The sequence below is a fragment of the Photobacterium angustum genome (assembly GCF_003026365.1).
In the GTDB taxonomy this organism is placed as follows: Bacteria; Pseudomonadota; Gammaproteobacteria; order Enterobacterales; family Vibrionaceae; genus Photobacterium; species Photobacterium angustum.
Genome location: NZ_PYOM01000001.1, coordinates 1 through 14,112 on the forward strand (window position 1 = coordinate 1; position 14,112 = coordinate 14,112).

The window sequence follows — 14,112 nt, forward strand, 5'->3', positions numbered from 1 at the left end:
GGAATCGATAACCGCTGAAAGCATCTAAGCGGGAAGCGAGCCTCAAGATGAGTCATCCCTAGACCTTTGAGGTCTCTAAAGGGTTGTTGAAGACTACAACGTTGATAGGTCGGGTGTGTAAGTGCTGTGAGGCATTGAGCTAACCGATACTAATTGCCCGTGAGGCTTAACCATACAACACCCAAGGGGTTTTATACGGACTCCAAGTACACTTGAACGTGTAGAGAACACTAGTTACCTTTCCCAGATTGCTATTTATTGTCGATGACAATAAATAAAACCGAATTTGCTTGGCGACCATAGCGTTATGGACCCACCTGATCCCATGCCGAACTCAGTAGTGAAACGTAATAGCGCCGATGGTAGTGTGGGGCCTCCCCATGTGAGAGTAGGACATCGCCAGGCTTTAAATTTAAGATACTTGTTCTGAACGACAGGTATCGGATAAAACGAAAGTTTTATCTCCGTGTGGAGCGGTAGTTCAGTTGGTTAGAATACCGGCCTGTCACGCCGGGGGTCGCGGGTTCGAGTCCCGTCCGCTCCGCCACTTTATTTAGACACAGTTAAGTCTTTAAAATAACTACAGGGGTGTAGCTCCAATTGGCAGAGCAGCGGATTCCAAATCCGCGTGTTGGGAGTTCGAATCTCTCCACCCCTGCCATCTTCAAGAAAGCCTCGTCAGAAATGACGGGGCTTTTTTACGTCTGGATATTATTAGGTCCGCTATGTTCTTTGTAACTCTAGTTTATTGATTTCTTTTATCGAATTTAAATTATCATTGTATTCACTCTTAAATGTATTCTGCTGTTGATATTGTATTGCTTGGTGTAAAAGCAAAAAAGGAGGGGTATGATTACGCTTATAAGTAAAGAGATTGACCCATCGCTAACAATAAAATCTCGAGCTTAGGTAAGATTAAGTGGTAATCTAGTGCTGCTAACATTGATTAATCAAGGAGAGTTCATGCCTCATCTTCGTTTCCGTGCTGTAGAGTTTGATGCAGTGAAAACCTTATCAACAGAGCTTGTTGATGAACTTCAACCACTCATGTCATGTCCTCGCGAAGACTTTACTCTAGAGCATATTCCGGCATCTTTTATTTTTGACGTAGAAGTATCTGATGCTTACCCGTTTGTAGAAGTATTGTGGTTTGATCGCGGACAAGAAACGCAAGATAAAGTTGCAGCTATAATAACCGCCGCAATACGTAAAACTCTGGATGATAAAGATCAGGATGTTGCTGTTATTTTTACCGCATTAACGGCGACCGCTTATTATGATAATGGCGAACATTACTAATATCCCTTTCTAAAACAGATATTCAAGCGTTTAAATATTCATTTTTATAAGTCAGCTTATATTCAATAGGCTGACTTACTCTGTTTAAGGGTTAGTATGGCACGTTATACAAAAACGAAGCTTGTTGCTGGTGTTGGGGTGGTTGCGGGGGCATTAGGCCTTGGGGCTTTTAATGCCTCTTTTGATATATCAACCCAACCCGATGTTACTAATGAGGTCTTTGCTCCACACCTCTCTTATCGTTGTATGGAAAGTGTTATTGCGCCGCCATTGGATATTGATGGTGAATTAACGGTAGCAGTCTGGAACATTTATAAACAACAACGTAGTAACTGGCGTAAGGCTTTAGAGTCTTTTTCAGCAGGAACGGATTTAGTTTTACTGCAAGAAGCGAGCTTAAATACTGATTTAAAATCATACCTTGATGATAATAGCTGGACAGTAAGGATGGCGAATGCTTTTCGTTTCCTAGATACGCCTGCAGGAGTGATGAATTTATCTCGAGTAGACTCTAAGCAGACGTGTGCTTATTTAGCTATGGAGCCTTGGTTGCGATTACCAAAGTCAGCATTGTTATCAGAGTTTTCGCTTTCTAATGGGCAAACACTGGTTGTTGTGAACTTGCACGGTGTGAACTTTGCACTAGGGCTTGATGAGTACAAAGCACAGCTAAATAGTTTAAAAGATGTGTTGTCCAATCATGTTGGTCCTATCATTTTGGCTGGGGATTTTAATACTTGGCGTCAGGGAAGGATCAAGGTGTTAAAATCGTTTGCGCATTCATTAGGATTGAAAGAAGTATCATTTGCGGATGATCAACGTATTCGTATATTAGGCAAGCCACTTGATCATTTGTATTATCGTGATTTAACGTTAGTAAAATCAGAAGCACCAAGAACTGATGCTTCCGATCATAATCCGCTACTTGCCTCGTTTAGGTTGAAGTAACAATACGAGCGACGAAGTTGCTAGGCCACAATAATCAGTAGTGGCCAAATGATAAGTGTTAATGCCCAAGGTAATACAGCAACAATAATTGCTTTAGGACGATCGAAGTCAGTCCAAGCGCCTACGGCAGCATAAGTGAGTGCAATATACCAAGGCGCTAACAAGGGTATTGTAGTTGCAAACGGCGCCCATGGGTTATTTAACGGTAGCTTTAATAGTCCATTAATGCTGTTTAAATCAGCGGCATTAGGCAGAATATTTGCAGAATTAAAGATAACATTAATATAACTCGCAATATCACCAATAAATGCAGGTAACATGATAAAGCAAGACGCTGCTAACCACTTACCGTAACTGTGTTGATATTGACTTCCTTTGGTGGCCATTTTTAACCATAATGCCAGTAGAAAAATAACCGCAGTTCTACCTGAAAAATCGCTAAATACTTCGCCAGCCAGTAATACTTCTTTTGTTAACCACGCTTGTTTTACGGATTCATCCACACTACCGAGTTGGCTTTGTAAGGCTTGTTGTAACCAAGGTAGGTCAACGTGATTAAAGTAATTCCCCCAGAAGATAAACGAGCCGAAAATAATAATGATGTAGGGTAAGAACGCCCACTTTGGACGTTCATAAACCGCTGCAAAACAATCAATTGGCGAACGGAAAAGATCAACAAGAGCAATTAATGGATTTTTGGACGGTGTCATGCTTTAACCTTGCTTGTATCTATAACCAACTTAAGTGTTTGGCCCTGTTTTAGATACTTTTTACTATTAAGATTATTCCATTTTACTATTTGTTTTACAGTTACTTTGTGACGTTGTGCAATAACACTTAAACTGTCGCCATTTTTTACTTTATAGCTGATTGTTTTGACTTTATTGGTTGATTTTCCTGTACTTGTCGATACTTTGTTGCTGACAATTTTCAGCTTTTGACCTAAACGTAATGTTGATTTTGTTGAGATTTTATTCGCTTTCGCGAGTGCCTTAACTGAAGTGTTGTATTGACGTGCTATTGTCCACAAGCTATCGCCTTTACGAACGGTATATTGCGTTTGAGTAATAGCATTGTTGTGTTGAGTACGAACTAAGACATAACTTGATGATGGTAGTTTCAGCTTTTGGCCAATGCGTATATTACTAGTTTTCAGGTGGTTTGTTTGTTTAATCGCACTGATTGTTGTGTTGTGGCGAGCGGCTATTACACCCAAGCTATCGCCAGACTTAACTGTGTAGGTAGTAGTAATTAACGCTTTCTTCCTATTATTAGCTAATGAGCGATTAAATTTATTGACGCTGTTTATTGGCAATAATAAATCGTTTAACCCATTAGTTGCTGTAACGCCTCGACGATAAGCCGGATTTAGCGCCTTTATTTCAGCGGTGCTGATACCTGCAAACTTTGCTGCAATATCGAGATCGATTTGTGTATTGGGTTTAACTATTGCAACCGCAGGTTTGTTACTAATTGCTGGCAATGTGATGCCGTACTTTTTCTGATTTTTGATAATATCAGCAACAGCATAAAGTTTAGGCACATAACTACTTGTTTCGTCCGGTAGATCTAAATCCCAATAATCGGTTGATTTACCAAGTGCTTTATTTTTCTTAATCGCATTAAATACTCGGCCTTCACCAGTATTGTAAGCAGCAAGTGCGTATTGCCAATTACCATCAAACTTTTTATTGAGATAAGTCAGTAGATTTAATGCAGCATCTGTTGATTTCACAATATCGCGACGACCGTCGTACCAACTATTTTGCTTTAAGCCAAAGCGACGACCAGTATCGGGGATAATTTGCCATAAACCTGCAGCAGCCATACTAGAGTAGGCGTTTTGATCAAATGAGCTTTCTACAATAGGCAGTAAGGCAATTTCTAATGGCATACCGCGCTTCTCAACTTGTTCTGTAATGTAGTACAAGAAAGGCTGAGCACGCTCTGCAATGATTTCCAAATTGCGAGGGTGTTTTAAGTACCAGTTACGGTAATAACGGATACGTTTATTATTCGGGATGTGGGTATCGATTTGCATACCAATGCGATCCCAGACATTTTTTTGTTGTTGGGGTGTAATTTTTTTTACTTCTGAAGTTACCTTGTCTAGTTGGGATTCAAACAAGGGTGGAATGACTTCATTTGTCGGTTTTACAACGACGGTATTTACATCGTTAGTCTCGGCTTTTTTGGTGGTAGGCTGTGTTGTTTCACAGCCAACTAATAAAAGCACGCTTGCTAAAAGAATCCGTGATTTCATAACTGTCGTCTATTGCTAAAGTGGCTGAAGATAATACGTGTCCAACCACCTTAGTGACAAGGTCTAGTATGTTAAAACTTATCTTTCCAACGTCGAAGTGCAGCGAAAGTCTCAAGATCGGAGTTATCATATGCTTTATCAGCAACAGAACGCTTGATGCTAGGTTGATCGCAACGTAAAAAAGGATTGATGCGTTTTTCTTGACTTAGTGTTGATGGAAGCGTTGATTTTCCGTTAGCACGCAGTCGAATCACTTTATCGCGGTATTGCTGTAGGTGGGGATTATCTTGCTCAGCGACAAGAGCAAAAGCGAGATTACTTGCAGTGTATTCGTGAGCACAAAAAACTTCTGTTTCATCAGGAAGGCTAGCAATTTTTTGTAGTGAATCGAACATTTGTGCAGGTGTGCCTTCAAATAAGCGTCCGCAACCCGCAGAGAAAAGGGTATCACCACAAAAGAGTTTTTCATCCCCGACATAAGCCACATGACCTAAGGTATGACCTGGAACACTAAGCACCATAAAACGTTCACCAAAAATATCTACTTGGTCGCCATCTTCTACTGGTTGCGTTAGCCCTGGGATTGGCTCATTAACCGGTCCGACGACTTTCGTTGATGGAAAGCGGCGTTTTAGTTCACTGATCCCCCCGATATGATCATGATGATGATGGGTAATAAGAATCGCATCAAGGGTAAAACCGAATTTATCGATGGTTTCTAAAACCGGAGTCGCATCACCTGGATCGACAACGACACAGTGATTATCTTTGTTGTGAATGAGCCAGATGTAATTGTCATTAAATGCGGGTATGCTTTTAACTGTTAGCATGAATTTCTTCTCCAGCCTTATTCAAGTGTTGAGCAGTACTATTATGAAGCCAGCGCGTACAGTAACACATATTGAAGTGCCTTATTCTTGGTCTAATGTGACCAATGGTGAATGGGCGGCACAATTATTACAAGCTCGAATCGATGAGTGGTGTCCGAAGCTGTTTGGTTACCATATGTTAAAGCTTGGTGGCTTAAGTGCAGAGCTGACCAGTCACCATTGTAATATCCAACATCAAATTAGTGTAGATAAATTCAGTAGTTATCGTAACGTCGAAGCAGAGTCTTTTGAATTACCCTTTGTCGAAAAGTCATTTGATGCGTGCTTGCTTATTCATCAGCTCGATTATTCAACGGATCCTCATCGATTATTGCGTGAGGTTGATAGAGTTACTGTTGATGATGGCTACCTGTTACTTAGTGGTAATAATCCATTAAGTGTTAATGGATTTTGTGGATTATTGCCGTGGAATAGAAAAAAAGCGCCATGGAATGGAAGAATGTATTTATCGTCTCGAGTCATTGATTGGCTTAGGTTGTTAAACTATGAGGTGATATATCATGAAACATTTGCGGTATTACCTTCTACGCGTCATTTAACGTGTTCAGCATGGCTGGAAAATATTTTATCAGAGCCCTTATCTATGGTCGGAAGTTTGTACTTTATCGTTGCTAGGAAACGTACTTTCCCATTAAGGCCGATAAAACCGAAATGGAAAGTGAGGCGTCAATTGGCTCCGTTACAAGTAAATTGTCGTACCGAAGCCTGTAATAAAATGGATAAAAGAGATGAGGCGTATAAAAAGTCAAACTAATTGGCTTGGTAACCCTCGTCAGTAAATTTGGGTTTTTCTGCCGCGGCTCTAGCTAATACGTCGCAACGTTCATTTTCTGGATGACCCGCGTGACCTTTTACCCAGTGCCATTGCACCTGATGGCGTTGGGTTTCTGTATCTAAACGTTGCCATAAATCTGCATTTTTTACTGGTTTTTTATCTGCTGTTTTCCAACCACGTTTTTTCCAATTATGGATCCACTGCGTAATTCCTTGACGCACGTACTGGCTATCAGTGGTAAGATCAACTAAACATGATTCCTTAAGGCTTGCTAACCCTTCAATGGCTGCAAGTAGCTCCATTCGATTGTTAGTTGTCATGAAAAAGCCGTCACTTAATTCTTTTTCATGTTGCTTGTATCTAAGTACAGCGCCATAGCCACCGGGACCTGGATTACCTAAACAAGAACCGTCTGTGTAAATTTCTACCTGCTTCATCATATTTGGTAGTATTGCCCTAGATAAAAACTTAAGTCTGACACATAAGCCACTATGAAAGCCACTAACCAACGCATTATTGTATTTGATACAGAAACCACCGGTATGAATATGACGGGCCCGCATTATGAAGGGCATCGGATTGTTGAGATTGGTGCGGTTGAAATTATTAATCGTAAATTAACCGGTAAAACATTCCATGTTTATATCAAGCCCGATCGTCCAATCGATCCTGAAGCGATTGATGTTCACGGTATTACGGATGAGTTCTTAATCGGTAAGCCGAGCTATGCTGACATCCATCAAGAGTTTATCGACTTTATTGATGGCGCAGAGCTAGTGGCTCATAACGCATCGTTCGATATTGGTTTCATGGATTATGAATTCCAGTTAATGGGATCTGATCTTAAGAAAACGGAAGATATTTGCAAAGTAACGGATACCTTGGAAATGGCAAAACGCCTCTTCCCTGGTAAACGTAATAACCTTGATATTCTTTGTTCACGTTATGGCATAGATAACTCGCATCGAACGCTCCACGGGGCCTTGCTTGATGCTGAGATCCTTGCTGACGTTTACTTAATGATGACGGGTGGTCAAACATCATTGAAATTAAGTGGTGATGACGAAGGGGATAGCGAGAAAGAATTTGCGATAAAGCGTTTGGTCGGTGAGAGAAAAGGGCTAAAGGTTATCTGTGCTTCTGCCGATGAATTAGTTTCACATGAAGAAAGACTCGATTTGATCGGTAAAAAAACTGACGTTCTTTGGCGTCTGTAGGAGAGTTATGCTGAAGCGGTTATTAATATGTATGGCTGTCTGGCCGTTATTTGCCTGGGCGCAAGATAATGATCGGATGACGTGGCTTGATAACCGTTTCCGTGTGGATCCAACTATAAAGCAAGTGTCTTTCATGGTTAAACGAGAGCAACCCAGTCGCCCTGTGGTGTTGGTTGCGCCGGATGGTACGAAATATTATTCCAGTCGTCATCCTAAGCATGTTTCTTGGTATTCTGAAAATGATCTCGATATTATTTCGATTGATGAGCCAATGGCGGGACCTTGGCAAGCAATTGGACGCGTTTCGCAAGATAACCGCATTACCTTGTTATCTAATCTCCGCCTAACAGCTGATACGTTACCGCAAAATTTATACCAATCTGAAGTGTTAAAGTTCTCAGCAAAACTGTTGCAGAATGAGCAGCTTTTAACCGTCCGTGACTTTTTAGATCGGGTTAAATTACGTGTGTCATTTTATCCCTATATATCGAAAGAGCAGCAACTCGTTAATGACGTACAGCCAGAACCAATAGTGGTTGGTAACTTTGAAGATAATGGTCAAGATCGTGATGAAGTGGCAGGGGATGGTATATTTACTGTTTCTCTTCCAATAACGGTTGAACCGGGTAAATACCGTGTTGTGATTAAATCAATGAATGGTGTTTTTACGCGAGCCATAGAGCAAGAAGTATTAGTATACCCTAAACCGTTTTCTGTCACTCTCATTAAAAGTCATAAACTGCAAGAACCTCACCAGTTAGTGGTATTGCCACAAGATGATGCATTGGTTGCAGGATCGTTAGCTGCTTATATTCGCTACGGTACACCAAATACCAAACAGCAAATTATTCAGCAAAGAACATTATCGAATGAAACTGAGCTGTCGATTGGATTACCTTTTGATGGTGAGACGGGGAAATATTCGTGGGAAGGTTGGCTCTATGGAACTGATCGGTTGTATCAACGCGAGCTGATATTTCCATTAGTTGAGAGCCACTTTGCGGTGATTAATAATATTCGCTCTGAAACTCATATGGAGCTTCCGCCTATCGATAAAGCGGAGCTTGAACGACAACAGATATTGAAAGAGATTGAATTGCAAAAAGCCTCACGTGAAAAAACACTTAGCGTGATGGTGATGGGTAATATGGCGATAATCGTATTGGTTATTAGTGGAATATGGGGTTGGCGAGTATTTAAAAAGCGTCGAAAAGAGAAAAAAGAAGCCCTTGTTTTACCCTCATAAACAAGGTTCAGAGAACAAATAAAAGGGAAGCGCTAGCTTCCCTTTTGTATTTTTAACTGATTTCAACAATGAAATTTGTCGTGATTAAGCCGCGTTATTGATCGAGCAATCAGCGTTTGGTGTTGTCTTTGCCGCTAATTGTTCTGGCTCAAAGTCATCAACATTAATCGTACGTAAGCGACCTAACTCAGTACGGCGCAATAGCTCTGCTTCAGCATGTTCAATCACACCGAGTTCAAGTCCTTTATCGGCCACATTACCTAACTGTACAAACGGATATTTTTTGTTCGCAGCTTTACAAACGCGATCATAAATCGGCTCAGCGGCAAGAATATCGTTAAGTGCAGCTTCCATCATACCGACTGGATTCCCTTCAGATGCTTCTAAGAATTGACCTCGACCTAGGCGATCTCGAGTTTCTGATGGGGTTTGTGCTAAACGAGCAACGGCATGATCTAAGTTATCACTTGGTTTGATACGACGTTGACCTAATGGGAACAATACAACACGTAGTGCGCCAGCAATGAACTTATTAGGGAAGTTACTTAGGAAGTCATCAAGGGCTGTTTCTGCTTGGTATAATGAATCCTGTAGACCCCAATGTACTAATGGAAGATCTTGCTGTTGATAACCATCATCGGCATAACGTTTAAGTGTTGCTGATGATAAATAAAGCTGGCTAAGCACATCACCTAAACGGGCAGATAAACGCTCTTTACGTTTTAATGAACCACCAAGCACAGCCATAGAAATATCAGCCAGCAGCGCAAGGTTAGCACTGTAGCGGTTGAGTTGTTGGTAATAACGTGTGGTTGCATCTTTGCGTGGTGCGGATGAACCGTAGCCATCGGTAATACCTAACCAGAAAGAGCGTGCCATGTTACTTATCACGAAGCCAACATGCGCAAATACGGCTTTATCAAAGCTTTCTAAGGCTTGTTTTTTATCATCATTATAAGCGGCGTTCATCTCTTCTAACACATAAGGGTGACAACGGATTGCACCTTGTCCAAAGATGATCATTGAACGTGTTAGAATATTCGCCCCTTCAACGGTTACAGCAATAGGCGCACCTTGATAACCACGAGCAATAAAGTTGCTCGGCCCCATACAGATCCCTTTACCACCGACAATATCCATCGCATCAATCACACCGCGTTGGCTACGATGGGTACAATGGTATTTTACAATCGCTGAGATAACAGAAGGTTTTTCACCAAGATCAATACCAGCGACAGTTAGAGTACTGGCTGCATCTAAGACATAAGCATTACCTGCAATACGCGCTAGCGGCTCTTCAATACCCTCCATTTTACCAATTGGCATTTTAAACTGGCGACGAATGCGGGCATAAGCGCCTGTTGCGATTGCTGCGGTTTTTAATCCACCCGTTGAGTTAGACGGCAGAGTAATACCGCGACCAACTGATAGACATTCCACTAGCATACGCCATCCTTGGCCTGCCATTTCCTGACCACCGATAATAAAATCAATAGGGACAAAGATCTTGTTACCTTTAGTCGGACCATTTTGGAATGGTACATTAAGAGGGAAGTGACGACGGCCAATCTCAACGCCCTCTAGATCGGTTGGGATCAAAGCACAAGTAATACCCAGATCTTTTTGATCTCCGAGTAAGTTGTCAGGATCCGAGAGTTTAAATGCAAGACCTAGTACCGTAGCTACTGGTGCTAGAGTGATATAACGTTTGTTCCATGTTAATTCCATACCAAGGACTTCTTCGCCTTGCCACATACCTTTTTTCACAATACCGAAATCAGGAATTGAGCCTGCATCTGAGCCTGCTTCTGGGCTAGTTAAGGCAAAACAAGGGATCTCCTGACCAGCTGCTAAGCGGGGTAAATAATGGTTTTTCTGCTCTTCTGTACCATAGTGTTGAAGCAGTTCGCCTGGACCTAGTGAATTAGGAACACCAACGGTTGATGATAATACTGCAGAGACGCCTGTTAATTTTTGTAGTACTAGAGATTGGGCATAGGCTGAAAACTCAAGTCCACCATATTGCTTTTTAATGATCATGGCGAAGAACTTATGATCTTTTAAGTATTGCCATACTTCGGGTGGTAGATCGGCAAGTTCATGGGTAATTTGAAAATCATTCACCATACGGCAAAGTTCATTTACTGGTCCATCGAGAAAAGCCTGCTCTTCTGCTGAAAGGGTTGGTGCTGGAATATCATGGAGCTTTTTCCAGTCTGGATTACCACCAAAAAGATCAGCTTCCCACCACACAGTACCGGCATCGATTGCTTCTTTTTCGGTACGAGACATTTCTGGCATGACACCTTGAAAGGCTTTTAATGCAGGAGCGGCGAGATATTTTTTACGTAAAGCTGGGATATTAAGAGGAATTGCAATCGCAGCAAAAATTAACCAGCTAATAATTCCTGTAATAGAAAAAATAGTACCGATTAATAGTGTTGCAGCAATTACCGCCGTAAAGGTTTTTAATGACGCGCGATGATACGCCAATATGAACATAACACCGATAAAGCTAATGACATACGCAAGCGTAACCATAGAGATTCTCCTTAATCTGTGTATTAAGACTGTTTACACATCATCAGGAATAATTGAGCTAGACCTGACTTCATGATGGAGAGTTCAGTACATTGCTACACATTTTATTGTTAATTATAGGGTAATTATTATCAAGGTAAGAGGTCTTACCACTTTTGAATTATTGTAATTCGTTTTTTAACAAAATGTAAAATAGTTTTTCGGCATGAAAGTAAACTGTTACGTGTACAAAGTGGGCGTAAGTCAGGTTATTAAAGGGATTGATCGAGATCATTGAGGCTATTTTTTTTACTTGCAGATTTTTAGCAGAGCGTTAACATACGCCGTATTGTGATACTGTTCACGTTATTTGGGGGGGTTGAATTTTAACCATCCATGCAGAATGGTATTTCCCTTTGTTGCCTTTCCCGATTCCGACTGACACATGCCCGCCGGACTCCCTTACATCGGGTTGACATCAATTCCTGTTTATCAAATGTACGCAAAGTACAAGAGGTCTTGTTGTGTTGTTATTTCATGCTTTATCACAAGCGTGGAAGGATGGTTATTCCTTCTCTAAACTTCGTGCCGATATTGTATCGGGTATTACTGTTGGCATTGTGGCTATCCCATTGGGGATGGCATTAGCAATTGCTGTCGGTGTACCACCACAACATGGATTGTATACGGTCATTGTGGCGGGCTTTTTAGCGGCGTTATTAGGTGGTTCACGATTTAATATCACAGGTCCTACTGCGGCCTTTGTGGTTATCCTTTTACCGATCACTCAAAAATACGGCTTATCAGGCTTAATGTTAGCCACCATGATGTCAGGTATTATCCTGTTATTGATGGGGGTTTTCCGCTTAGGGCAGCTGGTGGCGTATGTGCCATATCCGGTTACTACGGGCTTTACTGCGGGGATTGGTTTTGTTATCGCTTTTTTGCAGCTTAAAGATTTATTAGGTCTAAATATTCAAGGTAGCCCAATCCATTTTCCTGAAAAAGTGATGTCATATGCCCATGCATTACCTACCACGAACTATGCTGATGCGATTGTCGGTGTGGTCACCATTTTTGTCTTTATTGGCTGGGCGAAATTAAAAACGCGTGTTCCACCCCATTTAGTCTCATTACTGGTAGGGACGGTTTTAGCCTTAGCACTAAACAAATTTGGTCCTGAGCATGTGACTTTGCTGGGTGAAAAATTTAGCTACACCATTGGTAGCCTTGTGGGTCATGGTATTCCACAAGAAGCGCCCCAGTTTATTGCTCTGTGGAAGTCAGATACCTTTAACTGGGCTACAGTGATTGAATTAATGCCATCAGCGCTGACTATCGCGATGCTTGGTTGTATTGAATCACTATTATGTGCGGTTGTTGCTGACGGTATGACAAGTAAAAAGCACAATCCGAATGCTGAGCTTGTCGGTCAAGGGATCGCGAATATTGTCGTGCCTTTCTTTGGCGGAATTCCAGCAACGGCGGCGATTGCGCGTACGGCAACAAATATTCGCTCTGGCGCGTTTTCACCAATATCTGGTATGACGCATGCGCTTTTTGTTTTAGCTGCGATGATTGTGTTAGCACCAGTACTCTCGTTTGTTCCAATGAGTGCGTTGGCTGGCTTATTAATTATGGTGGCATGGAATATGTCTGAAGCGCCTCACTTTGTGCATACGTTAAAGGTTGCACCACGTCGTGACGTTGCCGTCTTGATGACATGCTTTATCTTAACCGTTGCATTTGACATGGTGGTTGCCGTTATTGTCGGGTTATTACTTGCGGGCGTATTATTTATTCAGCGTATTGCGACATTAACTACAGTCACGATCACCCATGATGAGCATCCACATCTCAACTTTGGTGGTGATGTTGTTGTTTATGATATTAATGGTCCACTATTTTTTGCTGCGAGTGAGAAAGCATTTTCTGTTATTGAACATGCAACAACAGAAACGCGTGCCGTTGTAATTGATTTTAGTGATGTCTCAACCATTGATATTACAGCGATCAATGCCTTTGATATGGCGTTAGATCGCCTGTCTGAGCTACCTGTCTATTTATTGGGCGCGCAGCCGCATGTTGAACGTAAACTCTACCATGCTGGAATATTTGAGGCAGAGAATGTGCATTTAGCCCACTCTATTAGTCAATTACAGCAAGTTTTACTGATTAATTCTCACAATGATTCTGATCAGGAGTCGACACTGTAAGTTATTTGTATGTAAACTGCGAATAACGATGTATTTAAAACATCAAGCGGGTCTTTACCCGCTTGATTTGTATCTAAATAATAATAGAGAGAATCGATTATGTATCAGGATCTGATCCGCGATGAACTAACAGATGCAGCTGATGTACTAAATCGCTTTTTAAGTGATGATAAAAACCTTGCAGATATTGAAGCGGCAGCAAAGCTATTGGCTGATTCCTTTAAACAAGGTGGTAAAGTGCTGTCTTGTGGTAACGGTGGCTCACATTGTGATGCAATGCACTTTGCTGAAGAACTAACCGGTCGTTACCGTGAAAACCGTCCTGGTTATCCTGGTATCGCGATTTCTGATCCAAGTCACTTATCGTGTGTAAGTAATGACTTCGGCTATGAATACGTATTTTCACGCTATTTAGAAGCTGTTGGCGCTAAAGGTGATGTATTGTTTGGTTTGTCTACTTCTGGTAATTCAGGCAATATTTTAAAGGCGATTGAAGCTGCAAAAGCTAAAGGCATGAAGACGATTGCCTTAACCGGTAAAGATGGCGGTAAAATGGCTGGCTTGGCGGATGTTGAAATCCGTGTTCCCCACTTTGGTTATGCGGATCGCATTCAAGAAATTCATATTAAAATTATTCATATTTTAATTATGCTAGTTGAAAAGGAAATGGCAGCAGAATAAGCTTTAGATCATTCTAGCTATTGATAAGTATCGTTAATTAATAATAAAAGGGCATAA

General features: G+C 41.4%; 12 protein-coding genes, 2 tRNA genes and 2 rRNA genes. 11 read left to right on the forward strand and 5 right to left on the reverse strand.

The window, feature by feature from the left end:
• The 6 genes from CTN01_RS00005 to CTN01_RS00030 all read left to right on the forward strand — a co-directional run.
• Nucleotides 1–174: ribosomal RNA gene (locus CTN01_RS00005) — 23S ribosomal RNA — on the forward strand; the annotation flags it as partial.
• A 115-nt stretch (nucleotides 175–289) separates the two neighbouring features.
• Nucleotides 290–405 (forward strand): 5S ribosomal RNA (gene rrf, locus CTN01_RS00010).
• A gap of 65 nt (nucleotides 406–470) precedes the next feature.
• Nucleotides 471–547 (forward strand) — tRNA-Asp (locus tag CTN01_RS00015).
• Between the two features lie 37 nt (nucleotides 548–584).
• Nucleotides 585–661 (forward strand) — tRNA-Trp (locus CTN01_RS00020).
• Nucleotides 662–963: 302 nt separating this feature from the next.
• Nucleotides 964–1,299, forward strand: coding sequence for a DUF1904 domain-containing protein (locus CTN01_RS00025; RefSeq protein WP_045150286.1), 336 nt, complete (start codon nucleotides 964–966; stop codon nucleotides 1,297–1,299).
• Nucleotides 1,300–1,395: 96 nt separating this feature from the next.
• Nucleotides 1,396–2,247: an endonuclease/exonuclease/phosphatase family protein gene (locus tag CTN01_RS00030; RefSeq protein WP_045150285.1), complete on the forward strand. Its 852-nt coding sequence runs from the start codon at nucleotides 1,396–1,398 to the stop codon at nucleotides 2,245–2,247.
• Between the two features lie 20 nt (nucleotides 2,248–2,267).
• Here CTN01_RS00030 and CTN01_RS00035 read toward each other — a convergent pair whose 3' ends face one another.
• The 3 genes from CTN01_RS00035 to gloB form a co-directional block, all read right to left on the reverse strand.
• The gene (locus CTN01_RS00035; protein ID WP_045084818.1) at nucleotides 2,268–2,957 is read right to left on the reverse strand and encodes a YIP1 family protein; all 690 of its coding nucleotides are present in this window, start codon (nucleotides 2,955–2,957) and stop codon (nucleotides 2,268–2,270) included.
• On the reverse strand, nucleotides 2,954–4,510 hold the full coding sequence (locus CTN01_RS00040; protein WP_107342075.1) for a lytic transglycosylase: 1,557 nt from the start codon (nucleotides 4,508–4,510) through the stop codon (nucleotides 2,954–2,956). The genes CTN01_RS00035 and CTN01_RS00040 overlap by 4 nt, the downstream gene beginning before the upstream one ends.
• A gap of 71 nt (nucleotides 4,511–4,581) precedes the next feature.
• A complete protein-coding gene (gene gloB / locus CTN01_RS00045) occupies nucleotides 4,582–5,340 on the reverse strand; it encodes a hydroxyacylglutathione hydrolase (RefSeq protein WP_005363468.1) in 759 nt (252 codons plus the stop codon).
• A 43-nt stretch (nucleotides 5,341–5,383) separates the two neighbouring features.
• Here gloB and CTN01_RS00050 point away from each other — a divergent pair, with 43 nt between their 5' ends.
• On the forward strand, nucleotides 5,384–6,154 hold the full coding sequence (locus tag CTN01_RS00050) for a methyltransferase domain-containing protein (RefSeq protein WP_005363470.1): 771 nt from the start codon (nucleotides 5,384–5,386) through the stop codon (nucleotides 6,152–6,154).
• Here the strand turns inward: CTN01_RS00050 and rnhA are convergent.
• A complete protein-coding gene (gene rnhA, locus CTN01_RS00055; protein ID WP_005363471.1) occupies nucleotides 6,151–6,615 on the reverse strand; it encodes a ribonuclease HI in 465 nt (154 codons plus the stop codon). The genes CTN01_RS00050 and rnhA overlap by 4 nt on opposite strands.
• 51 nt (nucleotides 6,616–6,666) lie before the next feature.
• Between rnhA and dnaQ the strand changes: the two genes are divergently transcribed.
• Together dnaQ and CTN01_RS00065 are read left to right on the forward strand one after the other, a co-directional pair.
• Nucleotides 6,667–7,392: a DNA polymerase III subunit epsilon gene (dnaQ, locus tag CTN01_RS00060; protein WP_045150282.1), complete on the forward strand. Its 726-nt coding sequence runs from the start codon at nucleotides 6,667–6,669 to the stop codon at nucleotides 7,390–7,392.
• 7 nt (nucleotides 7,393–7,399) lie between these two features.
• Nucleotides 7,400–8,638: a TIGR03503 family protein gene (locus CTN01_RS00065; RefSeq protein ID WP_045150281.1), complete on the forward strand. Its 1,239-nt coding sequence runs from the start codon at nucleotides 7,400–7,402 to the stop codon at nucleotides 8,636–8,638.
• An 84-nt stretch (nucleotides 8,639–8,722) separates the two neighbouring features.
• Here the strand turns inward: CTN01_RS00065 and fadE are convergent, their stop codons facing one another.
• Complete coding sequence (fadE, locus tag CTN01_RS00070) at nucleotides 8,723–11,179, reverse strand: acyl-CoA dehydrogenase FadE (protein ID WP_045150280.1); 2,457 nt, start codon at nucleotides 11,177–11,179, stop codon at nucleotides 8,723–8,725.
• 503 nt (nucleotides 11,180–11,682) lie between these two features.
• On the opposite strand from fadE, the gene dauA reads away from it, so the two are divergent.
• Together dauA and lpcA are read left to right on the forward strand one after the other, a co-directional pair.
• The gene (dauA, locus tag CTN01_RS00075; protein WP_045150279.1) at nucleotides 11,683–13,374 is read left to right on the forward strand and encodes a C4-dicarboxylic acid transporter DauA; all 1,692 of its coding nucleotides are present in this window, start codon (nucleotides 11,683–11,685) and stop codon (nucleotides 13,372–13,374) included.
• A 99-nt stretch (nucleotides 13,375–13,473) separates the two neighbouring features.
• Entirely contained in the window at nucleotides 13,474–14,055 is a 582-nt protein-coding gene (gene lpcA, locus CTN01_RS00080; protein ID WP_045150278.1) for a D-sedoheptulose 7-phosphate isomerase, read from the forward strand.
• Nucleotides 14,056–14,112 lie beyond the last annotated feature (57 nt).

What these genes read in the sequence shown, in the direction of transcription:
- CTN01_RS00025 (WP_045150286.1), top strand. Translation starts at nt 964, where the DNA reads ATGCCTCATCTTCGTTTCCGTGCTGTAGAGTTTGATGCAGTGAAAACC.
- CTN01_RS00030 (WP_045150285.1), top strand. Translation starts at nt 1,396, where the DNA reads ATGGCACGTTATACAAAAACGAAGCTTGTTGCTGGTGTTGGGGTGGTT.
- CTN01_RS00035 (WP_045084818.1), bottom strand. Translation starts at nt 2,957, where the DNA reads ATGACACCGTCCAAAAATCCATTAATTGCTCTTGTTGATCTTTTCCGT.
- CTN01_RS00040 (WP_107342075.1), bottom strand. Translation starts at nt 4,510, where the DNA reads ATGAAATCACGGATTCTTTTAGCAAGCGTGCTTTTATTAGTTGGCTGT.
- gloB (WP_005363468.1), bottom strand. Translation starts at nt 5,340, where the DNA reads ATGCTAACAGTTAAAAGCATACCCGCATTTAATGACAATTACATCTGG.
- CTN01_RS00050 (WP_005363470.1), top strand. Translation starts at nt 5,384, where the DNA reads ATGAAGCCAGCGCGTACAGTAACACATATTGAAGTGCCTTATTCTTGG.
- rnhA (WP_005363471.1), bottom strand. Translation starts at nt 6,615, where the DNA reads ATGATGAAGCAGGTAGAAATTTACACAGACGGTTCTTGTTTAGGTAAT.
- dnaQ (WP_045150282.1), top strand. Translation starts at nt 6,667, where the DNA reads ATGAAAGCCACTAACCAACGCATTATTGTATTTGATACAGAAACCACC.
- CTN01_RS00065 (WP_045150281.1), top strand. Translation starts at nt 7,400, where the DNA reads ATGCTGAAGCGGTTATTAATATGTATGGCTGTCTGGCCGTTATTTGCC.
- fadE (WP_045150280.1), bottom strand. Translation starts at nt 11,179, where the DNA reads ATGGTTACGCTTGCGTATGTCATTAGCTTTATCGGTGTTATGTTCATA.
- lpcA (WP_045150278.1), top strand. Translation starts at nt 13,474, where the DNA reads ATGTATCAGGATCTGATCCGCGATGAACTAACAGATGCAGCTGATGTA.